Origin of the sequence: Streptomyces sp. NPDC017246 (assembly GCF_044331325.1) — a bacterium.
Lineage (GTDB): Bacteria > Actinomycetota > Actinomycetes > Streptomycetales > Streptomycetaceae > Streptomyces.
This window is the reverse complement of the sequence record NZ_JBIRMW010000014.1, coordinates 119,694-143,366: the sequence shown is the minus strand read 5'-3', so window position 1 is coordinate 143,366 and position 23,673 is coordinate 119,694. Positions and strand designations below refer to the sequence as shown.

Annotated in this window: 18 protein-coding genes; 9 read left to right on the top strand and 9 right to left on the bottom strand. The window is 69.5% G+C overall.

What is annotated here, in order from left to right:
* Nucleotides 1-4 precede the first annotated feature (4 nt).
* From ACH4MY_RS28680 to ACH4MY_RS28650, 7 genes are read right to left on the bottom strand one after another with little or no spacing between them, the layout of a single operon-like run.
* Nucleotides 5-1,720, bottom strand: a complete 1,716-nt coding sequence (locus ACH4MY_RS28680; protein ID WP_398006628.1) for a carbamoyltransferase C-terminal domain-containing protein — start codon at nt 1,718-1,720, stop codon at nt 5-7.
* A gap of 23 nt (nt 1,721-1,743) precedes the next feature.
* Nucleotides 1,744-2,541, bottom strand: a complete 798-nt coding sequence (locus tag ACH4MY_RS28675) for a radical SAM protein (RefSeq protein ID WP_398006627.1) — start codon at nt 2,539-2,541, stop codon at nt 1,744-1,746.
* Between the two features lie 16 nt (nt 2,542-2,557).
* Nucleotides 2,558-3,676: a hypothetical protein gene (locus ACH4MY_RS28670; protein ID WP_398006626.1), complete on the bottom strand. Its 1,119-nt coding sequence runs from the start codon at nt 3,674-3,676 to the stop codon at nt 2,558-2,560.
* Nucleotides 3,676-4,785: a radical SAM protein gene (locus tag ACH4MY_RS28665; RefSeq protein WP_398006625.1), complete on the bottom strand. Its 1,110-nt coding sequence runs from the start codon at nt 4,783-4,785 to the stop codon at nt 3,676-3,678. The genes ACH4MY_RS28670 and ACH4MY_RS28665 overlap by 1 nt, the downstream gene beginning before the upstream one ends.
* A 3-nt stretch (nt 4,786-4,788) precedes the next feature.
* Nucleotides 4,789-5,787, bottom strand: coding sequence for a D-2-hydroxyacid dehydrogenase (locus ACH4MY_RS28660; RefSeq protein WP_398006624.1), 999 nt, complete (start codon nt 5,785-5,787; stop codon nt 4,789-4,791).
* Nucleotides 5,784-7,097: a glycosyltransferase family 4 protein gene (locus tag ACH4MY_RS28655; RefSeq protein ID WP_398006623.1), complete on the bottom strand. Its 1,314-nt coding sequence runs from the start codon at nt 7,095-7,097 to the stop codon at nt 5,784-5,786. Before ACH4MY_RS28655 ends, ACH4MY_RS28660 begins: the two co-directional genes overlap by 4 nt.
* 44 nt (nt 7,098-7,141) lie before the next feature.
* A complete protein-coding gene (locus ACH4MY_RS28650; RefSeq protein ID WP_398006622.1) occupies nt 7,142-7,669 on the bottom strand; it encodes an ATP-binding protein in 528 nt (175 codons plus the stop codon).
* 174 nt (nt 7,670-7,843) lie between these two features.
* Between ACH4MY_RS28650 and ACH4MY_RS28645 the strand changes: the two genes are divergently transcribed.
* Together ACH4MY_RS28645 and ACH4MY_RS28640 are read left to right on the top strand one after the other, a co-directional pair.
* Nucleotides 7,844-9,319, top strand: coding sequence for a carph-isopro domain-containing protein (locus ACH4MY_RS28645; RefSeq protein WP_398006621.1), 1,476 nt, complete (start codon nt 7,844-7,846; stop codon nt 9,317-9,319).
* A gap of 10 nt (nt 9,320-9,329) precedes the next feature.
* Nucleotides 9,330-10,283, top strand: a complete 954-nt coding sequence (locus ACH4MY_RS28640) for an FAD-dependent oxidoreductase (protein WP_148005027.1) — start codon at nt 9,330-9,332, stop codon at nt 10,281-10,283.
* Nucleotides 10,284-10,463: 180 nt separating this feature from the next.
* Here the strand turns inward: ACH4MY_RS28640 and ACH4MY_RS28635 are convergent, their stop codons facing one another.
* Nucleotides 10,464-11,087 carry a nucleotidyltransferase domain-containing protein gene (locus ACH4MY_RS28635; RefSeq protein WP_148005028.1) on the bottom strand — a complete coding sequence of 208 codons (624 nt, stop codon included), beginning with the start codon at nt 11,085-11,087 and terminating at the stop codon, nt 10,464-10,466.
* A 179-nt stretch (nt 11,088-11,266) separates the two neighbouring features.
* Between ACH4MY_RS28635 and ACH4MY_RS28630 the strand changes: the two genes are divergently transcribed.
* From ACH4MY_RS28630 to ACH4MY_RS28615, 4 genes are all read left to right on the top strand, one after another.
* Nucleotides 11,267-16,549: a sacsin N-terminal ATP-binding-like domain-containing protein gene (locus ACH4MY_RS28630; RefSeq protein ID WP_398006620.1), complete on the top strand. Its 5,283-nt coding sequence runs from the start codon at nt 11,267-11,269 to the stop codon at nt 16,547-16,549.
* A gap of 470 nt (nt 16,550-17,019) precedes the next feature.
* Nucleotides 17,020-17,541, top strand: coding sequence for a hypothetical protein (locus ACH4MY_RS28625; RefSeq protein WP_398006619.1), 522 nt, complete (start codon nt 17,020-17,022; stop codon nt 17,539-17,541).
* 149 nt (nt 17,542-17,690) lie between these two features.
* The gene (locus ACH4MY_RS28620) at nt 17,691-18,926 is read left to right on the top strand and encodes an MAB_1171c family putative transporter (protein WP_398006618.1); all 1,236 of its coding nucleotides are present in this window, start codon (nt 17,691-17,693) and stop codon (nt 18,924-18,926) included.
* Between the two features lie 290 nt (nt 18,927-19,216).
* Nucleotides 19,217-19,846: an HAD-IA family hydrolase gene (locus tag ACH4MY_RS28615; protein ID WP_398006617.1), complete on the top strand. Its 630-nt coding sequence runs from the start codon at nt 19,217-19,219 to the stop codon at nt 19,844-19,846.
* A 312-nt stretch (nt 19,847-20,158) separates the two neighbouring features.
* Here ACH4MY_RS28615 and ACH4MY_RS28610 read toward each other — a convergent pair whose 3' ends face one another.
* On the bottom strand, nt 20,159-21,031 hold the full coding sequence (locus ACH4MY_RS28610; protein ID WP_148001742.1) for a helix-turn-helix transcriptional regulator: 873 nt from the start codon (nt 21,029-21,031) through the stop codon (nt 20,159-20,161).
* Between the two features lie 541 nt (nt 21,032-21,572).
* Here ACH4MY_RS28610 and ACH4MY_RS28605 point away from each other — a divergent pair.
* From ACH4MY_RS28605 to ACH4MY_RS28595, 3 genes are read left to right on the top strand one after another with little or no spacing between them, the layout of a single operon-like run.
* A complete protein-coding gene (locus tag ACH4MY_RS28605) occupies nt 21,573-21,890 on the top strand; it encodes a transcriptional regulator (protein ID WP_398006616.1) in 318 nt (105 codons plus the stop codon).
* 1 nt (nt 21,891) lies between these two features.
* Nucleotides 21,892-22,908, top strand: coding sequence for a hypothetical protein (locus ACH4MY_RS28600; protein ID WP_398006615.1), 1,017 nt, complete (start codon nt 21,892-21,894; stop codon nt 22,906-22,908).
* Nucleotides 22,908-23,612 carry an ATP-binding protein gene (locus ACH4MY_RS28595; RefSeq protein ID WP_148001739.1) on the top strand — a complete coding sequence of 235 codons (705 nt, stop codon included), beginning with the start codon at nt 22,908-22,910 and terminating at the stop codon, nt 23,610-23,612. Before ACH4MY_RS28600 ends, ACH4MY_RS28595 begins: the two co-directional genes overlap by 1 nt.
* Nucleotides 23,613-23,673 lie beyond the last annotated feature (61 nt).

Here is a 23,673-nt window from a genome sequence, read left to right as displayed (position 1 = left end):
CGCCTCACCTCCTACGGAGGGCCGTGGCACGGGGGTCGGGAACGTGGTCGGCGAGCAGCAAGGTGTCCCCGACCGCCAGGGCGTCGAGGCCCAGGTCCGCCGTCGCCGACACGGCCTGCTCGGCGGTCCGCAGGATTGGGGTGCCCTTGCGGTTGAAGGACGTGTTCAGCAGCAGCGGTAGTCCGGTGCGGTCGTGGAAGTGGTCCAGGAGTTCGTACAGGCCCTGGTGGTCGGCGGCGACGGACTGCACGCGGGCGGTGCCGTCGTGGTGGGTGACTGCGGCGATGCGGTCCGCTCGGCATCGGCGGACGCGGGCGACACGGTTCATGAAGGGGTCGCCCGCCGACATGAACCACTCCGTGGCGTGCTCGGAGAGGACGGCCGGGGCGAAGGGGCGGTAGGCGGCTCGCTTCTTGATCGCGTTGAGCCGGTCTCGCGTGGCGGCGTGGCCGGGGTGGGCGAGGATCGAGCGATGGCCGAGGGCTCGCGGCCCGAACTCAAGCTGTCCCTGTACCCAGCCGACGATGTGGTGTTCCGCGAGGAGCGTGGCCACCGTGGGCGCCAGACCCGGGCCGAGGTCAGTCAGCGCGCGATACCCGGTCGGTACTGCGGTGGCCGGCAGGACGCCCGGGGGCGGGCCCCAGGCCGCGTCGGTCGGCACAGGGAGGCGCTCCTGGCCGAGCTGGTAGTGCCAGCCGTAGAGCGCGGCGCCGACGGCGGTGCCCGCGTCGTGCGGGGCCGGTGCCACGAAGAGAGTGTCGAAGCCGCTGTCGGCGGCCAGCTGACCGTTGAGGTGGGAGTTCAGAGCGCACCCGCCGGAGAACACCAACGTCGATGCCCTGGTGAGCCGCTGCAGGTAGCGGGCGATGTGGACGACCGATTCGGCGAAGACCTCCTGGACGGCGGCGGCCAGGTCGGCCCACTCGTGCTCCGGCTGCTCCGCGACGTTGTCGGCGGTCCAGGCCCGGCCGCCGAGCAGCAGCGGTGTGCTGCTGTCCGCCGAGCCCCAGGGGTGATCGATGCGGACCTCACCGTCGTCACCGAGCCGGACCAGCTCGCGGATCTGCGCTCCGTAGCGCTGGGGATCGCCGAAGGACGCGAGCGCCATCATGCTGCCCTCGGGCTCGTTGCCGGGCGGGATCACCCGCCGCGCGAGGTTCCGGTAGAAGTGCCCGAGGGAGGAGTGGACGCGCCGGGGGCCGGCCGGGCTGGGCACGACGGTCGGCATGCCTTGGTGGAGGCGGTCGATGCGATCGGGTCGCAGGTCGTACCCGGTGATGCGTTCCCGGCCCGGGCCGAAGTCGGAGCCGAGGGAGGAGCCGCCGGCGTCGATGACGAGGCCAGCCGTGTGGTCGTGGCCGGAGAGCAGGTAGCCGGAGAGCACGTGGGCCGTGTGGTGGGAGAGCAGGCGGAGCTGTTCGCCGAGCGGGGCGGGCAGGAGGGCGGCGAGTTCGTCGCGCTCCTCGGCCAGCCACCAGCCGACAGCGGGGTTGGGACGCATGGAGGCGGCCCAGACGGCGTCGACGTCCTGCGGTTCGAGGCTGGCGGCCTCCAGGCACCACTGGAGCGCGCGGGTCGGGGCGGTGAGCGTGCCCTTGCGGGTGGGGTGGTTGTGCTTGACGCCGCTCCAGCGTTCCTCCTCGGCCGCGTAGAGGCGGCCGTCGACGAGTAAGGCGGCGCTGGTGTCGTGGTGGAAGTTCAGTCCGAGGACTGCGGGCATGGTCGTGTACCTCCGGTCTGGGGTCAGACGGTGAGGGCCGGGGCGGGGAGGAGGGCGGCGCCGGAGTCGGTGTACTCGTGGCAGCGCAGGCAGAACCGGAAGTGGTGACCTCGGGGCGCGAACACCTTGGCCGCGAAGTCCTCGTCCCAGATGCTGAATTCGCTGTCGTCCTTCGCCATGGCGTTGAAGCAGCGGTAGCAGGAACCGTCCATCTCGATCATCAGGTGCTGATCGAGGTAGCGGTCGCAGATGCCGCGCAGCTCGTTGGCCGGCTGGCCGACGTCGACGTGGTGCACGTGGTTGGTGACATGGATGGCGCCGTACATGTCACACAGCCTCGCGAGCTGCGTGAGGCGGGTGGAACTGATGCCTTCCAGGACGCTGTTGACGACCACGGTCTTGCCTGCCTCGCGGAGGCGGGGAACGACGGCGTGGACCTCGTCGTAGTTCTCGTGCTCGTCGTCGCAGCCGATGAGGACCTGGTCGTACGAGCGAAGGGTGGCCTCCATGATCCGCTTGTTGCGGGCCAGGGTGATGGCGTTCGTGCCCAGGACCATGACCTTGTCCGGCAGGCGGGTGCGGGCCGCGTCGCTGAGGGCGGGGAAGTCCCGGTGCACGGTGGGCTCGCCGCCGTTGATGTGCAGCTGCTGAAAGGGGATGGTCTCCAGCCGGGTCAGGATGGTGGAGAACAGCTCCTGGGACATGTTCTCGCCCTGGGCGCCGTCGGCGAAGATGCAGAAGTCGCAGGACCGGTTGCACTTCGTCGTGATCTTGATCTTCGCCGTCTTCAGGGCGCGGGGCAGGGGCGCACGCGCGGGCATGTCGGAACTCCTTGGGTCAGGGGTGGACGTCAGCGGGCGTGAGGCTGAGGAAGTCCTGCACGGTGGACTTCTGCCGGTGCCAGAGCGCGAGGGTCGCGCGCAGGGTGCCGGCGGTGGTCGGTCCGGTGGGGATCAGCGTCGCCATCCGGGCGGCCAGCCGCTGGACAGAGGTGCTCTGGTCCGCCGCGAGCGCGTTCAGGGTCCGTGCGGCGGACCGGAGCTCCTTCGCCTCGCGCCGGATCAGGTAGTCGGTCGCCACACCGGGCGGCGGGTCGAGGTAGTACAGCCAGCGGGCGACGCGGACACGGAGCATCCCGGCTGTCATCACCCAGTCGGTACGGGCCTGTTCCTCGCCTTGGCCGACGGGGATGTTGGTGTCGGGGACGCGGCGCATCGCAGCCTCGAGGGCGACGTGGGCCGTGCGGAGCAGGTGACGCGGACTCCGCGGACGGGCATCGGGTCGGTCTTCGGCGTGCCCGAGGAACAGCTCGGCGTACCCGTCCAGCCCGTCCGGCCTCCACTGCGTGAGGGCGGCCGTCTTACCGGGGCAGCGGGTCCGTGTCGCGAGCGCGGCTGCGGCGAACCAGCAGGGGGCCAGGTAGTGCCAGGCCGCGCAGTGGCGTCGGTACGCGACGATGTCCTCCACCACGTTGTCGGTGCTGTCCGCCGCCAGCTGGTACCGGCCGCCCAGTCGCCCGTGGAGGATGCCCCGGTAGAACCGCTCGTCGACGTCGCACCACGGCGCCATCTGGGCCCGGGACTTCCAGCGCTGGAAGTCCCGGGCGCTCCCGCTGATCAGCGACCAGGTCGCCAGCTCGGGCGCGGAGACCAGCCGCCCGTCCGCCTCGGCCACGGTGAACGCGAAGCCGGGCGGATGCTCCAGGAGTCGCCGATGTGAGACCTTCCGGCTGACCGCGGCGGCGTGCGCGGCGGCCAGCCGGTGGTTCCACTCCTCCCAGTCCGCCGGGGGCCGGGGGAGGAGGACCCGTACGTCGATGTCGGAGTGGGGAGCAAGCAGGTCGGCCGGCTGCCACTTGTGGGTGAGCACCACCGCACCGACGCCGTGGGCGTCCAGCTCGCGTCCGTACAGCGCTCCGAGTCCCGAGTAGAGGGGCGGAGCTTCGACCACCGCCATCAGCGTTCCCTCGTGGAGGCGCGGGCGCAGGCGGGCTGGGTCGCGTCCGTGGTCAGGAGCGGGAGCAGGGGCAGGACCGGGGTGCCTTCGGGGCGCTCCATCCGGTCCCAGCGCAGGTCGTAGTCGACGTAGTGGAAGCCCTGCCAGGCGTCGTTGGTGTTGCGGTCGAGCATGGACTGGAAGAGGTGGGCGAAGGCGTCGCCGAGGGTGCCCTCGGCGAGATGGGGCTTCAGGGGGATGTCGCGGTTGTGGAGGATGCAGGGGCGGGCCACACCGGTGGGTGTGATCTTGATGCGGTTGGCGTCGGAGCAGGTGGCGCAGCTGGAGTTGGAGATGAAGCCGATCGAGCCCGCCCAGCCGTCCGGGCGGAGGTACTGCCCGGGGCTGCGGACCCCGAGCTCGTCCCTGCGGACCTCTCCTGCGTTCGCGAACCACTCGTGGAGACGGTCTCGGACCTCGGCCTCGTTGATGAACTCGGTGTCGAAGAGTGCCTGGGCGGGGCCGATGTTCTGGAGTTCGATCAGCCGGACGGCGACGGGCAGGTCGCGGGCGAGTTCGGCGACGGCGAAGGCGTCGTCCAGGTAGGTGCGCTGGAGAACGCAGTTGATCTTCACGCGCAGGCCGAGGGAGAGGGCGGTGTCGAGGGTGCGCCGGGTGATGCGCGGGTCGCCGCCGCCCATGATCTCGGCGGACCGGGTGGGGTCGAGGCTGTGGAGGCTGAGGTTGAGGTACGTCAGGCCAGCACCGTGAAGCTTCTCGACGCTCAGGCCGCGGCGCAGGTTGCCGTGGCTGGTCATGCCGATCGCTGCGTCGGCCCCGAGGCCGGTGGCGAGGCCCGCGATCACATCGAGGATGTCCGCTCGGAGGGTCGGCTCACCGCCGGAGCAGTGCGCCTTCTTGATCTTCCAGGCGCCGGCCTCGGCGGCGATCGACGCGTAGTCGGAGGCGGTCAGGGGACGGTCCTTGTGCCCGTAGTCCGGCATGCAGCGGGGCTTGCAGAACACGCAGTCCAGGTTGCAGAGCGAGTTCAGGGTGAAGGCCAGGTAGGGGTGGTTGCGGCCGGTCGCGGCGAAGGCGGCGGCCAGGTCGCGCTGGCGTGTGGCGGGCATCGGTCAGCCTCCTACGAGGGGAAAACGGGCAGCGGGCACTTCGGCCAGACCGTTAAGCGGCTGGCCGGTGAGGTAGCGGCGCAGGTTGTCGGCGAAGAAGGCGACCGCCTCGTTCATGTACGTGCGGCTGAGAGTGGAGCTCTTCGGCGTGAGGACGACCCGGGGGTGGAGCCGCAGCGGATGGCGGGCGGGCAGCGGTTTCGGGTCGAAGACGTCCAAGGCGGCGCCGCGAAGGTGGCCGGAGTTGAGGGTGGCCAGGAGGGCTGCCTGGTCGACGGTCGCCGCGCGGCCGAGGTTGAGGAAGAGGGACCTGGGCTTGAACTCCGTGAAGAGGTCGTGGTCGAAGAACCGGTCCGTGGCCCGGTTGGCGGGCAGCAGATCGACCACCACGTCGGCGACGGCGACTGCCTGGTGCACCGCCGACGGGTGCATCCACGTGATCCCGCCTGCGGCGGCCACCGGCGGCGTCCGCCGTACGCCGATGACGTCCATCCGGAAGGAGCGGGCCGCACGAGCGAGGTGTCCACCGATACTGCCGCAGCCGACGATGGCCATCGTGGCCCCTGCCAGGTCGAAGAACTCCTCGGCCAGGTCGTCCTTCCACCAGGTCCGGTTCCGCTGGGCGAGCTGGCTCATGAACAACCCGCGTGAGAAGCCCAGGACCATCCCCATGGCATGCTCGGCCATGGGCCTCCCGTGAAACCCGTACGAGCGGGTCAGAGCCACCCCGACGGAGTGGGCCTCGGCGACGGGCAGATGGTCGGTGCCGGCGGCCGGGGAGGCGATCCACCTCAGATGAGGCGCACCGAACAGCCACGACGGCTTGAACACCCAGCCGAAATAGACGTGCGCCTCAGCCAGCTGGTGCGGCACGGCCTCCTCCGTCGCCGTACGGAATTCGACACCGGGGAAGGCGGCGGACAGCGCCCGCTCGTGCTCGGCGGACAACCGCCAGAAGGAGTGCGGGGACTCCAGACTGATCAACACGACCGGCCGGTTCATCGCGCTCGGACCACCGCGTTCGACGCCGGCACAAGAGCCCAAGGAGCGATGCGTTCGACGACGGAACCGATGCTGGCCTCGTAGTCGTGGCGCGAGCGCACCAGGGCCGCCCCGGTGCTCCGGAGCCGGTCGCGTTCGCGGGGCAGGGCGGTCAGGGCGCGGTGGAGCGCGGAGGCCAGGGACCGGGCGTCACGTGGTGCGGCGGTGAAGCCGGTCTCGCCCTCGACGACGGTCTGGGCCAGCCCGCCGGCCGTGGTTGCCACCACCGGGCCCGCTCCGGCCGCGAACGCCTCCAGAGGGATGCGACCGAAGGGCTCCTCCCGCGAGGGAACGACGACCGCGCGCAGGGCCGGGTTGTGCAGCCAGGCGCGGATCGCGGGGGTGAAGCGCGTGATCAGAGTCGCGTCCAGGCCGTACGCGCGGATGCGCGCCGCCAGGTCCTCCTGGTACGAGGTCGGGCGCTCGTGTTCGTCCGAGGCCACCGCCGCCAGGACCAGATGCGGGGCGCGGACCCCGCGCTCCTTGAGGAGGTGCAACGCCTCCAGGAGGTCGTCGAAGCCCTTTGTCGGCACGGCACGGCCCATGGCGAGAAGGAACCCGGCGCGGGCCTTGAAGGGCAGGGGCGGGGCGCTCGTCGGCCGGGCCATCTCCTCCCGGATCAGCCCGTTCGGGACGCTCACGATGCTTCCCCGGGGGACGGCGTAACTGACGACGAGATGGCCCCGCATGTGGGAGGAGATGGCGCCGATCCGCCCGCCTCGGACGGTCGCCGCCCGCAGGGCGTCCCGCTCCCAGCGGACGCGGGACATGTCCTTGGGCCTCGTCAGCGCCGTTGTGGAGCGGGGCACGAGCAGCAGGTCCGTGGTCGGCGACGTGTAGGGGGCCAGCCCGAGGAATGGGATGTCGAGGCCGATGAGAAGGCACCGGCTCGCGCGGTCGGCGATGCGTACGGCCGCCTCGCCTGCCACGTCGCACAGCTGCACGGATCCGTGGATCGAGTCCGGCGCCGCCTGGACCTCCGGGATCGTGATGACGTCGGCCTCGGCCTGCCGCAGCATCTGCTGGACCTCGCCGGCCCACCGCCGGTCGTGCGCTCCTGCCGTGTCCGACACGTGCGGGGTGATCACGGAGAGGCGGCCGGGCGGCAGCAGGCGGGCGAGGGCCGTGAGGAAGGCCCGGTTGCTGAAGCCCGTGCCCGACGCCGCACCGTAGAAGCCCTCGTGGAGGGCGACGACGACACGGGGCTGGCGGACCGCCTCCGGTACGGCGGCCGTCGGCGGGGGAGGTGGAGTGGCATGGTCGATGCGCACCGTGTGGTGCCTCCTTCGAAGAAGGGGTGTCGTGGGCGTGGACATCAATGGGTGCCGTCGGGCGAGTGGTGGGACCCGCGCCTGAGTCGGCACCAGGCACGGGTGCCGTGGGTACCGGTCGTCAGCGACCAGGCATCGGCCAATGCCTCGACGATGACCAGCCCTCGTCCCGATTCGGCCTCCTCCTCAGGAGCTGGAGGAGAGCAGGGCGCGGGGTCAGAACAGCCGCCGTCGGTGACCGTGATCTCGACCTCCAGGTCACCGGCGGTCTGACTCCTGCGGTCGACGCACAGGACCAGAGGCGGCCTGCCCGAGGCGAACGCGTTCGTCGCGAGCTCCGACGTGATCAGGCGGGCGTCATCAAGCAGGTCCGCCTGGGCGTCGTGGAGGGCGACCGCCACAGCCTCCCGCGCGACTTCGGCCGCCTTCGGCCCGTACGGCAGATCCGTGATCAGCGTGGTCGCGTCGGCGCCGTCGGTGTGCCCGGACGCCGGGACTCGGAGCGGACGCTCGGTGTCGTGGTCCAGCACGATGCCGAGACGGCCTGGGGAGGTGCTCGTGCGGTGTCTCAAGTCCCACCTCTTTCCGTCGGCACCGAGGGCGGCGCCTTCCGCCGGGATCCAAGAACACCGGAGGAGGGGGGTCGCGCAGGACCCGATCAACGGGTCAACTCGGTCAACTTCCTTGAGAGGGAGGTGAATCAGCTGTCCGAGGGCGTCACCATGAGGGAGCGCGACAAGTGATGGATGAACCACTGGGGCAAGAGGTGGTCGTACGTGGTATCGCAGGCGGGGCAACCCAATGTCGTACTGGCGGGGTGCCTGGATGAACTCGGATGGAGCCCCAAGGCGCTTGCTCGCAAGCTGAACAGGGTGTTCGGAGCGGGGACGGTGGCCGAGTCGGCGCCGTACCACTGGCGGGATGCAGGCTCGCTGCCGCGCTCGCCGTTACCGATGATGGCCGCCTACGTGCTCTCCCAGGAACTGGGTAGACCTGTCTCGGTGGGCGAACTCTGGCAGGGCCGCGTGGGCGACTCCTCGGCGCTCGTCCCTGCGGACACGGATCTCGCACGGCCCTGGACCGTGCAGGGTATGGAGGCGATCGTGGAGGACTGGGTGATGGGAGGGCTCGTAGACCGACGCCGGTTCCTCGCGATCTCGGGCGCGGGACTCCTGGCGATCGTCGCCCAGTACCTCGACGGCACCGCGGGGCGCGGCCAATACACACCTCGGATCACGCCATCCGTGGGTGGCGATCCGCTCGTGGACCAGGTCGAACAGCACCTTCCCATGCTTTCCGCGCTTGACGACGAGCACGGAGGGGCACGTCACCTCCCTTATGTGGGTGCCCAGTTCCGTGCGGTCGGGCTGCTGATCCGAGAAGGCGGTCACCCTCCCGCCGTTGCGAGCCGCCTCATCCACGCGCTCGCGGAGATCGGCCAGCTGGCCGGCTGGATGGCCTTCGACGCCGCCGATCACGGCCTGGCGCAGCGTTACTTCGCCACCGCGTTGCGGGCAGCACACCAGGTGAACGACCTGCCCCTGTGCGCCCACATCCTCGGCGACCTCTCCTTCCAGGCGGCCAGCCGGGGCCACCCCGCGGATGCCATTGCCCTCGGCGAGGCCGCCCGCCGAGCCAGCGACGCCGCCCCGCCAGTCGTCCGGGCATCCGTCCTGTCGCGGCTCGCCTACGCGTACGCCGCCGCCGGCCGGGACAACGACTTCGCCCATACCCGCGGGGCCGCCCGCGAGCTGATCGCCGGCCGGGACGGTAGCCAGGAGGAGCCTCGCTGGATGTACTTCCTCACCGACAACCACCTGGACTGCCAGGCGGGGTACGGCCTCATTCAGATGGGACGAGCGCAGCTGAAGGCGGACGGTGGAACGAGAGGACGGCGGTCCCTCGCCCAAGGGGCGGAGATGCTCCGTTCCGGAGCGTACGACGTCCCGCGTGGCGACCCCAGTCAGCGCAGGGCCATGTTCGAAGGGGCCTGGCTGGCCCTGGGGCACAGCGCCCACGGGGACCTGGAGGCCGCGTGCGAGATCGGTCAGATCGCCGCCGACCGCCTCGATGCCGTGCGCTCGCCTCGCAGTGCGGCCCTGCTCCACCAGCTCGCCGCAGACCTGCGGCGCCGACAGCGTAATTCCCACGTGCGCAGCTTCCTGCCGGTCCTGGAACACGCCCTCGCCGAACACGCCCCGTCGACGCCACCTGGCCGTTAGGGTCGGGATCATGACCGCAGGGGAGCGCGTTGTCGTTGTCGGGGCTGGGGTGGCAGGGCTCACCACCGCCGTCCTTCTCGCCGAGGCTGGTGCTTCGGTGCACGTGATCGCCGAGCAGGTGCCCGGCGTCACGTCGCTGGCGGCGGGGGCGATGTGGGGGCCGTACCTGGTCGAACCGAAGGACAAGGTCGACCAGTGGGGGCAGCGGTCCCTGGAGATCTTCCGCGAGCTGGCGGAGGACCCGTCGACGGGTGTCAGGCTGACCAGCGGCATTGAGGCGTCCCGCACGGCCGAGGCGCCACCGGACTGGGCTATCACTCTGCCAGGCTTCCGGCCGTGCAAGCAGACCGAGCTTCCGGCCGGGTTCACCGCCGGGTACCGGTTCACCGTGCCGCTGATCGACATGCCCACCTACCTCGACTACCTCCTGCGTCGGCTTGATGCCGTTGGAGGAACGTTTGAGCGGCGACGCCTGACCTCGCTCGCGGACGCCGATATGGCCCCCGTGATCGTCAATTGCGCCGGACTGGGTGCCAAGGACCTGGTTCCAGACCCGGACCTTCGGCCCATCCGCGGTCAGCACGTCGTCGTCACCAACCCGGGTCTGACCGAGTTCTTCTCCGAGGACACAGGTCTCTCGCCGGACCTGCTGTGCTTCTATCCGCACGGTGACACCGTCGTCCTGGGAGGCACCGCCGTCGACGGTGAGGGCGACCTCGCCTCCGACGACGGTGCGGCGGCCGACATCCTGGCCCGCTGCGCCAAGGTCGAGCCTCGTCTTGCCGAGGCACGTGTTCTGGAGCACCGGATCGGCGCTCGGCCAACGCGGGCCACGGTCCGCGTGGAGGCCGATCGACAGGAGGACGGCAGGCTGGTCGTACATAACTACGGGCACGGAGGCGCCGGCGTCACGCTGTCGTGGGGGTGTGCTGAGGAGACTGGTGAGTTGCTGAACGCCTCCTGACGGAGTGTCCGAAGGGCTACGGCCCAGTACACGTGCGAGGAGGGCGACTGTGCCTCATCTTCGCCAGCACGACGTGTGTGACCAGGACTTGCCACCTCCTCAGCGCCAAGTCCTGTTGCGGAGGGCGTGTTGCCCGCGGTGACTCGGTACCGGAACCTGACCTCTGCGACGTTCCTCTGTTCAAGTTCGGCTGACAGGTAGAAGCCGCCGAAGCCAGGGGTGGTCGGGCACGATCACGTTGATCGCGTCCGCCAACCAGGCGCGCGCCGGAGCGTCGAGCAGCGGCAGTACAGCTTCGAAGTCGGCCTCGTCCTTGTTCCGGGTCGCCTTGGCCTTGTAGAAGAGTTGGACCTCGGGCGCGAGATACGGGATGCCCGTCTTGCTCGTGCGCCCGAGCTGGTCGATCGGGAGCCGGATTGCCGGGTCACGCCGCGAGACCCATTGGGTGCCCTCCGCCTCGTCCAGCATGAGCTGGATGGACCAGGGGGCCTCGGGCGTGCGGCGGCACCAGATGTCGTGCAGTGGCTGCGGAAGAACCTCTCCAGGAAGCCACGTTCTCAGCCTTCCCTGGCCGGGCGGGTCCGCCACGTAAAGGTCCCAGCTGGCCAGGAGGCCCCGTGCGCGGACCTGGTCACGCCGGAGAATCAGGAGGTCGAGATCGCCGTGTGGCCGCAACTCGTGTCCGACCGCGAGTTCGATCGCGTAACCACCGGCAATCCACCACGGGAAGTCCGCCTCGGTGAAGACCGTGGCCACGTCCTCGGGACGAGCTGGCACCCAGCGTCCCAACACATCAGCACTCACCCACACATACTCCCAGTGACCAGACGGATGGCAGCACAGTGCTGCCCGCGGGCCGCGCCGCAGCCCGTACCGAGGACATCTGGCAGGCGCCCTGGCTTCGTACCCCTTCATGTGGCCCCCGCGGTCGCAACCGCCGTACTGTTCAGTGCGCTCGAACGCGTCTAAAGGGGGACACGACTATGCCGGACCGCAGCGCCGAAGTACGCGCGAAGACGCGCGACCGCATTGCTTCGTACCAGGAGTCCAAGGATCGCTGGAACCTGTTCCGGAGCCTCAAGAACCTCATCGAACAGGCCGTCCGCGACTACGAGCACCGCGCCCTGGTGGAGCTCCTTCAGAACGCCCACGACGCGCATGACGCCGACGACCCCGGGGGCAGGGTCCTGATCACGCTCGACCACGACGAGGGCCCGCACGGCGCGGTGTACGTGGCGAACACCGGGCGGCCCGTCAGCCGCAGCAACTTCGACGCGATGACCGACATTGCACAGTCGGACAAGCGACCGGAGGAGGGCATCGGCAACAAGGGGATCGGCTTCAAGAGCGTTCTCCAGCTGACCGGAGCACCCCAGGTCTACTCGGTCGCCGAGGAGGGAAGCCAGGTCTTCGACGGCTATCGCTTCACCTTCGCCGACGAGACCTCGCTCAAGGACTTCCTGGGCGGCGACGCGACCCTCGCGGCGGAGGTGGCCGCCGACGTCTTCCACCTCTGTCTGCCCGTGCCCCTCGACGGCGTCCCCGACGCCGTGAACTGCTTCGCGGCCGACGGATACGTGACCGTGCTGCGCCTGCCGCTCAAGAGCGAGGAGGCCCGGGCCGAGGCGGCCGAGCAGCTGACCGCGCTGTCCGCCGGCCCGCCGGTGCTGCTCTTCCTGCGCCGCATCGGGTCGCTCACCATCGAGGAGAGGCAGGACGGCGAGGTCGCCCGGCGCACCCTGGTCCGGACCGAGCGGGTGGACGCCGTCCTCGACCGGCTCACGGTCAGCACGGTGACCGTCGGCGACGGAGATGCGTTTGTCCTCCTCGACCGGCAGGTGGCGGCGGACGAGTTCGGCGACGCGATCGAGCGCAGTGTGCTCGGCGACCACATCAGTGAGGGATGGCGCGACTGGCAGGGAGACGCCCGGGTCACCCTCGCGATTCCCCTTGGGGACGGACCGGCCGAAGGACGCCTCTACACCCACCTGCCGATGGGCGAGCAGGCCGTTGCCCCCCTGCCGGCCCATGTGAACGCGCCCTTCTTCGCCAAGCTCGCCCGCGTCGACCTCGAGAAGACGGTCCCGCTCAACGACTTCCTCCTGGACGAGCTGGCCGTCCTCGGTGCCGAGACGCTCCTCGCCTGCTCCGCCGGGACCGTCGAGCTCCCACCGACCCTCTGCGCCGATCTGCTGAGCTGGGACGCGTCCATGTCCGACCGGCTGACCCGGGCCTTCGAGCGGCTCGGACACGAGGTCGGCACGGCCCCGGTCGTCCCCTTGGCTCCCGGCTCCCGGCGGTCGTGGGCCTCCCTCGCAGAGACCCGCCTGTGGGATGACAAGGACCGGACCCTCTTCACTACCGACCGGCTGACCAGGGAGGCGGACGCCGTACTCGTGCACCCGTCCGTCACCGGGCACCGTGCGGCCCGGCTGGAGAAGGCCGTGGTCACGCTCGTCGGCCGCTCGTTGCGGCCGTCGGACGAACTCGTGGCGACCTGGGCCGAGAGCCTCGCCCGCCGCCTCGCCGGTGCACCCTTCCAGGCGGAAGACTGGGCACGCTTCTACGACGAGCTCGCCGGCTGCGTCGAGCGGCCCCGCTCCCTCCAGGGCCGCCGCATCCTCGTGGACGATGAGGGAAAGCTCCGCAAGTGCAACACGGCCGACGGCAGGACGCCCCGGCGCGCCACGGCCTTCTTCTCGCCCAGGGCGGACGGCGAGGACCAGCCGGGCTCCGCACGCACGGGCCGGGGCCCCGGCTTGCCGCGGTCGCTGCGCCACCGGGTCTTCTTCGTGTCGCGGAACATCCCGTGGAAGAACCGCCTCGGCAGCGTCACGAGCAAGCAGCCGGGCCGCCGGATGCTGGAGGACGGCGGCCTGGTCAACGAGTACCGCGCCGACGAACTGCTGGCACTGGTCGCTCGCTCGCTGCGGGACAGGCCCACCCCGGAGCTCGCGGCGGAGGTCCTCACGTGGGCCTTCCGGCTCTCCAGGAGCGAGGCCGCGCCGTGGCGCGACATCCAGGACATGGGGCTGCTCGTCCCCGGCGCCGAGGGTGTGTGGATTCCCGCCTCGAAGGCACTGTTCTGCGCCGACTGGGGCGGAGAGCGGGCGAAGCTGCTCACAGAGCTGATCGACCGCGCGCAGGATGTCTCGGAGGAGATCGCGGAGCTCCGGGGCCGCTTGACCGTGCCCCCGGAGCACGCCGTCTTCCGCGGTGGCAGCAGGGACGACTGGCGGGACTTCCTCGGGCGTCTGGGGGTCGGCGACGGGCTCTGCCCGGAACCGGTGCTCCGCTCCACCCTGAGGGCGGACGGCCGGCACTTCGCGGACGGCAGGCCTCCGACGACGTCACTGACACCGGCCACCGCGAAGGTCTGGAAGCGCCATGTGGAGAGGGACCTCCCCACGGACCTGCGGCCGAACACCGAGTACGTCGGCGGGACACCTCTGTACAGGCTGCCCGGTCAGGACGACCACCACCATCTGCCCGACGGCGCGAAGCGGGTGTACGCCCGGCTCGTGGCCGCCGGTTGCGCCGAGTGGCCCACCGAGGCCCTCCACGTCACCGTGCGGCGCTACAACGACCGGTGGGACTCCTTCACCCTGCCCACGCCGGTGACCGCCTTCCTCACCGAGGCCGAGTGGATGCCCGTCGCGTCCCCGCGCGAGCGAGCCGACTGGCGCTTCGTCCGGCCCGCGGCCGCCTGGACGCACGGAGACGAGGCCGCCCCCTCGTTCGTTCCCCTGGTGCCCTCTCCGCTGCGTCGGGCGTTCCAGGCGAACGACCGGGCGGTGCGCCGTACGAGCGGCTGGGGGCTGGAGCGGTGGGACTCCCCGGCCACCGCCGCGCGTCGCGTCCGCGAGCTGACGGAGCTGTTCCGCGACGGTGCCGTCCCCGAGACGATGATGGCCGCCTTCCGCAGGGCGTACGAGGACGCCTGGGCGGAGTGCGCCCAGGCGGGCCAGGACCCCTACCCCCAGGGCTCAGGGGCGACGGTGGTCGTCAGCCGGGGCGGCCGACTCGAACCGGTCGCGCTCGCCGACGACACGGACTCCCCGACGGCCGTGGACCACCTGTACGTGGAGGACGCCGACGCACGCCAGCTCGTCCAGCTCCTCGAACAGCGCGGCGCCTGCCTGCTCCGCATGCGCAACGCGCACGGGGACGCGGTGGCGGCGCTGCTCGAGCGGCGTTTCGGCTCCCGCGTCCGGAGGATCTCCCAGGCTCGGGTCGAAGTCCAGGCGGACGGGCGGGCGTTCCACGCCGGCACCGCGGGCGACCTCCTGATCACGCCCGAGCAGGACTGGCTCCTGACCCTCGTCGCGGCCGTGATCGACCTGCGCGCCAGCCGCTTCCGCCGTCCCACCACGGAGGCCGTGCGGCGCGCTTGCGGGATCGCCAAGCGCATCCGCATCGTCCACGCGGGCGTACTGACCTCCGCCGTGGACGACATCGCAGAGCGGCCCGGTAACGGCGGCAGACGGTGGCTGGTCGTCCCGCACCCGGAGTCTCCGACACTGCTGCTGGAGGACGCTGGCCAGAGCGAGGAGGACCTGCTGCAGCGGTCCGCCGCAGGGATCATGGAACTCCTCCACCACCCCGAACTCGCCGACACTCTCCGCATGGCCCTCCTTGACCTGGCCGCGGTCGGCTGGGGACCTGGCCAGACCCCGGACGCCGACGCGATCGCCGACGTCCTGGGCGAGGACCGGGGCCGGGTACGCGAGATCGCCGCGACCCTGCGACAGCCCCTGGACGCCCTGCTGGACGTCCTGGTGCCGCTGCTCGCGACCTTGGACCTCGAAGCGGCCCAAGCGCTCTTGTCCGACGACGGCGCCCCCGCCTCGGAGACGGAACTGGACCGCGGGCTCGCCGCCCGGCTGTCGCCGGAGGACCACCGGGCGCTCCGGAAGGCGGCCCGCCGGCTGGACCTGGACGCCGCCCGCAGGGCCATGGCCCTGTCGCTTCCCGAGCTCAACGCCGCGATCTCCGCCCTCGGACCGCCCTACCGGCCGCTGCGCAACGCGGAGGGCATCGAGCAGGAGTTCCGCCACTTCGTCGCTGGTCGGCGGCAGAGCATCCTGGACGCACTACGGGCCGGCTTCCTGGAGGCGTTCCGGACCGGCGCCCCCCTGACCTCGTACGCCGAGAACCGAAACCTGGCCGGACTCGTGCCGGATCCCGCCTGGGCGGACGAGCACCTCCATCTGGAGGCCGACCTCATGCGGGCGCACGTCGACCTCTGGCTCGCCGGACTGGGAGCCCCGCCGCTCGGCACGAACGCGGGGCTGGCGCCGGTGGACGAACTCCGGCTCAGCAACCGGCCCCTCCTCCTGGATGGGCTGAAGCGGGCACGGACCCTGGTCCACGCGTGGGAGGCCGCGCACCACGAACCCGCCTCCGGCCTCCCGGGGGACGCAGAGGGCCTCGCGGCCGAGGCGGCTGCCACCGGGCTGCTCGACTTCCTCCCGCTCGACGACGCCACGACGCTGCGCTGGCTCCGGGCCGGAGACCACTGGCCGGCCGCAGTCCCGCTCGCCTTGACCCCGGGGGAGCTGGGCCTGACAACCGGTCAACTGGACGACGCCGAACGGCAGGAGAAAAGGGAACGGCGGCTGCGACAGGAGGAGCGGCGGCACATCGTGGTGGACCGGAGGAGGATGTCGGCGGAGGAGGACAACTACCACGAGATCGTGGAGGCCGTACGGGGCGGCCTCACCCCCGAGTTCCTCGGCTCCACCGGCGACGCCCCGCTCGTCGGACTGGGCCGACAGACACAGCGGACCCCCGGTGCCGGACGCCCCGGATTCTCCGCCGGCCGACGGGGCAAGCTCTCCGACACACAGGCTCTCGCGGTCGGACTCGCGGGGGAGGTCGCCGCCCTCGCCTGGCTCATGAATCGGTATGACGCCGTGGACGACAGTGCCTGGGTGTCGGGCTACCGCAACAAGGTCTTGGGCGACGGCCTGGGCGACGACACGCTTGGCTACGACCTCGTGGTCGAGAGGAGACGGTCGAGCCTGCTCTTCGAAGTGAAGTCCTCGGCCGGAGGCGAGGGGGAGTTCGTCCTCTCACCCACTGAGATCGCCAGGGCGCGCTCCCTGAAGAAGCGTGAGACCTACCACGTGCTGTACGTCTCCCACGTCCTCGACGCCGACCTGCGGAAGATCCACCTCCTGCCTAACCCACTCCACCCTCGGTCGGCCCACCTCTTCCGCTCGGTCGGCGAGGGCCTGCGCTACCGGTTCCAGCTGTCGAGGTAGGAGGCGCCAGGCGGGGACAGGAGTGAAATGAGTGCTTGGCGACCTATCTAATTGGGCGCCGAGTTAACGCGCTGATCGCTACAAACTTCGGGCCAAAGCGAGGAAGGGAACCACGCGGCAGAGCACGATGGTGTATGACGGACCGTCACGTGAACTCTCTGTGCCCAGACTTACCTGTCCTCGACTCAGAGGCATTCAAAATTCAATTACCGAGCAGTCATCCAATTTTGATCTTGGGGTCCGGATTGGGGGACCGTCGCGCTTGGGTGACGTTCACAACAGCCCATCCTGCATGGATCGCACTTTCCGCCTTGTACGATTGGGCGTAGACGGTGTGTGCCGGTTGACCACGCGCACCTCAAGCACAAGCTCCTGGCTACTAGCGCCTCGCGGGCTGGCAGTGAACACCTCAGTGGCATTTCAATGGAGCGACGATGCGTTGGCGTAGGGACCCTTCACGGCGCGCCCTCGTGAAAGAATGTGAGAGCCTGCTCGCCGATCTCCCGATCCCCGCTCCGTTCAGCGTCGAGGCGCTGGTGCGGAACATGGAGGGCGTGTTGGGGCGCCAGATTCGGCTAGTGCCGCTGGATGGCAGCGACGGGGGCCTGGGCACGGCATGCGGTCTCCGGATCAAAGCGCCGGAGTCCACGATCATTCTCTATCGCCGCCGTTCAAGTCGCAATCAGACTGAGCACATCATTCTCCATGAGCTCGCGCACGAGTGGCTGAACCACGGGACCTCCCTGACGGATGCAGAGATTGAGCGATACGTCCCTGAGCGCATTCGTGAGGAAGTCCTTCGGCGTTTCCCGTCGGCCCCGATTCAAGGGCGCGTAGATTTTGGCAGCCCCGAGGAAAAGCAGGCCGAGCTTTCGGCTTCATTGATCAAGCGGCTGGCGCGCCGCCAATCGTTCACGGGGGATGACATGGTCAGCCTCCTGGAGCATTCACTTGCACACCCAGTTGCTGCTCCACTGCGGCGCCGACTCTAGCCGCGATCGACTGGCGACCGCTGAGGCAAAGTTCCCGGCCTCACGGCTTCCGCCACATCGTGCAGTCCACCTATTGGCAATTGAGGCTGCGGCCGACTGACCTGCCGGGCCGGCAAGCGTCGCAGCCGGCGCAGATACCGACTGGTTCCGTGTTCGACTACATCAAATACCTTACTGCGGCTGTGATGACCCTCATCGCCGTATGGCGATTCCCCGCAGTTCGGTACGCCGACGCTCACCGCCGGGCACTCTGGGGCGGTTATGCGGGATTCGCCGTAGCTCTCTGGCTCTACACGCCGGCAGCAATGGATGCGGTGGATCGCATCCCAGTAGTGGACCTGAGCGCCCTACTCAGGCACTTTGCCAGTACCGCGGCGATCATCGCGGCCCTGACCTACGTCGCCACAAGCTACGGGAAGAGCTCGGAGACGGTCGTACCCCGGCACGTAGCGGTCTCCCGCTGGATCGCCCGCGCGTCCTACGGGGCGGGAGCGATAGGCGTCATTCTGCTCACGGTCCTGTTTTTCACCGTGGTGGACCGCGACAAGCCGAGCCAGAACTTCCTCATCGACCACGCTGGGCAATGGGGGGTCGCGGTCTACATGACCGTGTTCTACTTCTTCCCGCTCATTACGACCGCAGTCTGCGGCTACCAGTGGACGAGGGCGGCGCGACGGGTCGAGGACACGAGCATGCGTGTCGGGCTGGGCTTGATGGGGATTTCAATGTGGATGGGGCTGGCCCACACATTGGCGCGCATCGCCGTCCTTTGGGCTGCGGTCGCATTCCCTCTCAGTCCCTTCACGGTCCGGCTCCTGGTCGATGCCACAGTGATATGGATGAACCTGCTCTTCCTGATCGTTGCCGTAGGTGCGAGCATTCCCACCACCCGCGCTGCGGCGGCCCGGTGGAGAACTTGGCGCACCCTGTACAGGACTTACCCGCTCTGGTTCGACCTGGTGGATGCGTTTCCCGGGACGAGCCTGTATCCGCCAGGGCGGCGCCTCGCTGAACTCAGGCACATACGCGTCCCCATCGATGTTCGCCTGGACCGATGGACTCAGGACATTGCTGACGTTTGCGAGAAGCTGCGCTATTACGCTCCACGAGACTTGATGTTCGCCGCCGAGGACATCACCGCATCGCACCCCGACCCTGAGCCGGCCGCGGAAGCGTACTGGATTAAGGCCGCACTCCAGGCCGCTGACACCTCGCAAGCCAACATGTACGCCACTGCCCCTCTGAGAGAGAAACCGTTCGTTGACACCGATAGTGAAGCTGCGTGGCTTGCGCGAGTCAGTACGGCCTACTCGCACATAACCACGGATCAAGCTCGGGAGCTTCTCCTGCACTCCATGGAGGTGGAATCTGAACCGGGTCGCTAGCCTCCTATTAGGTTCACGGTCTCATTTCTCGGTTCAGGCTCCATTTCCCGACGAGCGAAACCAGGCTGCATAGCGATCTTGAATGGCGGGCCGGTGAGTGAGATTTGGCACCGTCCGCCGCATCAACTGGGCTGGTACCGTGGGTCAGGCGGACTGGTAGGTCTTGCTCCGCCTCGTAAGTGCACCCCGGCCTGCGAACGCACCCCTACTCCCGTCGCCACATGTAGCCGGGCCGTGACGCTATCCGGTTTGGATGTGCGTCCGAAATCTCAGCAATCTGGAGTTCTCGCATGTCCAACCGCCGCACGGGCCTCATCCTCGATTTCGGAGGCGTTCTCACCACTCCGCTGCTGCCCGCAGTGCTCGCGTTCGAGCAGCGCGAGGGCCTCCCGCAGGGTGCCTGCCTCACGGCCCTGTACAAGGACGAGGAGGGTGTCCGGATCACCAGCGACCTCGAGCGCGGAGCGGTCTCCCAGACCGAGTGGAACGAGTTCGCCGGCAAGATGCTGGGCGTGCCGGCTGACAACTTGATGGGCCGTATCTTCGGTGCACTTCGCCCCGAGCCGCTGATGATCAATGCGGCTGCCGCAGCGAGGCGGGCCGGGATCAAGGTGGGCATCCTGTCCAACAGCGTGGGGATCGCCCCTTGGGACCTGTACGACGGCTACGAGCTTGAGCGGCTGTACGACGTCGTCGTGATCTCCGAGCAGCACCTGCTGCGCAAGCCTGACCCCGAGCTCTTCGAGATCACGCTCAAGCTCATGGATCTGCCGGCCGAGGAGTGCGTCTTCGTCGACGACACCGAAGGGTACGTCCAGGCAGCAGAACAGCTCGGTCTCGCAGGCGTGCACAACCAGGACCCCCGGCAGACGGTGGCCACTCTCTCCGAACTACTCGGCGTGGACCTCACGGCGTCGTAGCTCGGTCAGACGCGCAGCGGTCCGACCGGCCTCGGTGTCGGAGCCGAGCCGCCGACCCTGCTCTCCCACACGCGGAGGGTGGGCAAGCCTCCGCCCTCGGCGTTGGAGCGCCAGGAACACAGCGAAGGGACTACGGCGATACCCCAGCAAGGGGTATCGCCGTAGTCCCTTCGCTGCTGTCGGCCATTGCACGGCTGCGGAGTAGCCCGCACCGGCCTGGTCCACGCACAGTAGACGGTCCGTATCAGACGCCAAGCCGGCGGAGCGGAAACGCCTCGGAAATGCGAGCCCGAGAGGTGCTCGCCTACGTCGTCACTCCCTGTCCTGCACCCCTGGCAGCTTGTGCTTCAGTTCTCCGACGAGCTCGTTGATCTTGGCCATCATCTCGGCAGACAGGCCCCCGCCGTTGCCGCGGGCAGCCAGGCCGAGGATCTGCCCCCTGTGAATCGAGCCGAGGAAGCGGAGTGCCTCCAGGAATTCACGGGCCGCAGGGTCGACCTCGGCGTCGTCCTGGAAGAGGGCCGCGTCGACCTGAAGCGCCTCGGCTAGGCCTGCACGCACCACATCAGAAGCCCCCGTCGTGGCACCCGCACGAAGGGCGGCGATGTCGTCGGCGGTGACGGCCGCCACGCCCGCATGCTCGTTGACGATCCGCGCGATTTCGCCATCGGAGGGCGCTTCCTGACCAACGTACCCGTGCTGCAGGAGATAGTTGATCTTCTCTCCCACCGTGCGGGGTGCGGACGCATGCTCGTCATGCGAGGCCGTGGGGCGAAGCCCGAACGAGCAGTCCTGGGCGGCCAGCAACTCCTCTTCGGTCACCCCGTACGCCTCTGCGAGCGGCTGCACGTAAGCATCACTGAGTCGGCGCCGGCCGGATTCGGCGTTGCTCACCGGCACGCGGCTCGCGCCGATGATCGCAGCGGCCTGCGCCACGCTGAGGCCGGCGTCGCAGCGCAGGAGCTGCAGGTCCGGCGGACCGTCGTGGGGGAAAAGGGCATCAAGCGACTGACCGAGCGCCGCTGCGATTGCGGGGAGCTTCTCACCCTTGGGGAAGTCCTGGCCGCTCTCCCATCGCGCGACTGTGGGGGCACTGACGCCCACCATCTCGGCCAATTCCTTCTGGTGGAGGTCCTTGCCCCGCCGGACAGCACGCACGCGGCTGCCGTCGAACTGACGTGGCACATGGACTCCTGCGGGGTGGCGATTGGGCCGGTGGTGGCGGCCTCGACGGCAACTGTAGCCCAGGCTTGATACATTTCCGCAACTGACGTACGTTTCCGTATCGCACCTGCTGGCCGGGCTCCGGCTCTCTATGGTGCCAGCCCTGGGGGACCTCTATGCACGTTGCGTTGTCATGACTACTCGCGCAACGCCCGTCGGATTCGGTCCAGTCGTTGCCGGCCGGTCATGGGACCACCTTCCCGACACCGGCCGTCGCGAGCCCTGCGCGAGCTGTAAGGAGCCAGGGATGGACTTGCCGCAGGTGTCTACATATGTTCGTCGTCCCCCGCCGGGCGGCGACCCGGGGAGGGACGCAACGAGCTGATGAAAGGCGCGAACCGATTAGGTCGTAAGACGAAAACCGGCGCCCGGGAGCTACCAACTCCCAAGCGCCGGGTCGGCACCCCGAGAGGTGCCCATATACATCACGCGGGCGGCGGGGCTTTTGCACGAGAACCGCCGCACCGCGCTCCTACGAAAGACGGAGTATCGCATGCTTGCCATGCCGATCGGAACCCCGGCCTGCCCGGACGCTGGCTGCCAGCGCCGCCTCGCCGCCCAGCTCGCGGACATGATCGCGGGCGCGGCCACCATCCGGGTCAGCCTCAACGACCCGAAGCAGACGTGGCCCCACCGGCGCGCTGTCGTCAACGACGAGACCAGGAAGACCACGGAGGTGGGCCGCGCCACCGTCAGTGGCGCGGGCCGCTGGATCCTGAGGGTCTGGCTGGGGGCGGACTCGACGCGACCGCACACCTTCCACCTTGCCGACGCCACCCTCACGCGCAGCGGCCTGACCGCCGCCGTTCGGGGCCGCTGACATGGCGCGGATACGAACCATCAAGCCGGAGGCATTCTTCTCCGAGTCGCTCGCCGAAGTGCGCGTCGAGGCCGAGCGGACCTTCTTCGGACTGCTCACCCAGGCCGACGACCACGGTCGCCATCGCGACAACGCCGCGATCATCGCCGGGCTCCTCTGGCCCCTCCGCGCCGAACACACCTCGGTCCACGTCGAAGACGACCTCCACCAGCTCGCGGCCGCCGGCCTGATCTGCCGGTACACCGGCTGCGACGGCCGTCGGTACCTCCACATCGTGACCTGGTCCGACCACCAGAAGATCGACAAGCCGAGCCAGTCGCGCCTGCCCTCCTGCCCGCAGCACCAGGCTGCCGACCGGTGTGCGCCCTGCAAGGGCTCCTGCACCAAGCGGACCGAGGGTTCGTCTGCTACTCCCCGAGGACTCGCCGAGATCTCGCCGAATGCTCCCCGAGCCCTCGACCTGCCCGCCAAGACCACCTCCACGCCTTCCGGAGGCGCGGGTGGGGCCTCCGTCGACCGGCAGGAAGCCGCCGACAATGCGTGCGGTGTTCCTAGCCGGGCTGGAACGAAGAGCGCAGGTCAGGAGGCATTCCCCGAGGACTCCCCGAACCTTCCCCGAAGCATCGGAGAGGGCTCGGCGCCTGGATCCAGGATCTTGGATCCTGGATCTCTTGTCCCTACGGGGCGCACGGCGCCCGCAGACGGCGTCTCGGCCAACCAGCTCGTCGGCGAGTACGTCGCCTCATGCGACGAGCGTCCGCCCAGCGACGTGATCGGACATCTCGGCCGGATCGCCAAGAAGCTCCTGGGTGAGGGCATCGCGCCTGAGCACATCAGGGCCGGGCTGGCGAATTTCGCGGCCAACCCCAAGCACCCGAGCGTGCTGACCAGCATGGTCAACGAGGCCATGAACGCACGCCCCGGCAGTTTTGCCCGGCCGGGAATCCGGCCTAACGTGCCCGCCCATCAGGCGTGGACCAACCCCTCCAACGCCGCCGCCTACGCCGAGGAGCTGTGATGCGCACCCGTCACCGCGAACCGCAGACCCTGGGCGAGGGCACCCTGGACCGGATGGCTCGGATCTTGGCCGCCCGCAACATCGACTCCGGCGTCGTCGCCGCACCGTCCGAGGAACCCGAGACCGCCTCCCCGCTGGAGGCCCTGTCGGCCGGGATGCCCCCGCGCTACCGGGCCGCCGTCGCCGACCACCCCCAGGTCCTGGCCTGGGTCCGGACGGTCGCCGAAGCCGCCGCCGCCCCCAACCAGGGAGCGAGGCGGCAGGTCACCACCGGACCCAGCCTGCTGATGGCCGGCGTCGTCGGCGCGGGCAAGACGCACCAGGCGTACGGCGCGGTCCGGCAGCTGGTGCAGAGCGGAGTCGGCGTGCGCTGGCGCGCGACCACCGCCGCCGACCTGTACGCCGACCTGCGACCCCGGCCCGGAGCCGACAGCGAACGGGAGCTGGCCACCGTCAGCCGCTGCCCGCTGCTGATCATCGACGACCTCGGCGCGGCCAAGGCCAGCGAGTGGGTCGAGGAAGTGACGTACCGGCTGATCAACCGCCGATACAACTACGAGCTTCCGACCCTGATCACCACCAACCTGGCGATCAAGGACCTCCGTGCCCACCTCGGCGACCGCGTCGCCTCCCGGCTCGCCCAGATGACCACCCGGGTCGAGTTCGAGCAGGTCGACCGCAGACGCCACCGTCTCGCAGCCTGACCCGCCCCAGGCCGCCACGCCGGGCCGCGCCTTCTGCACGCCGCCCCGAGCCCGTCCCCGA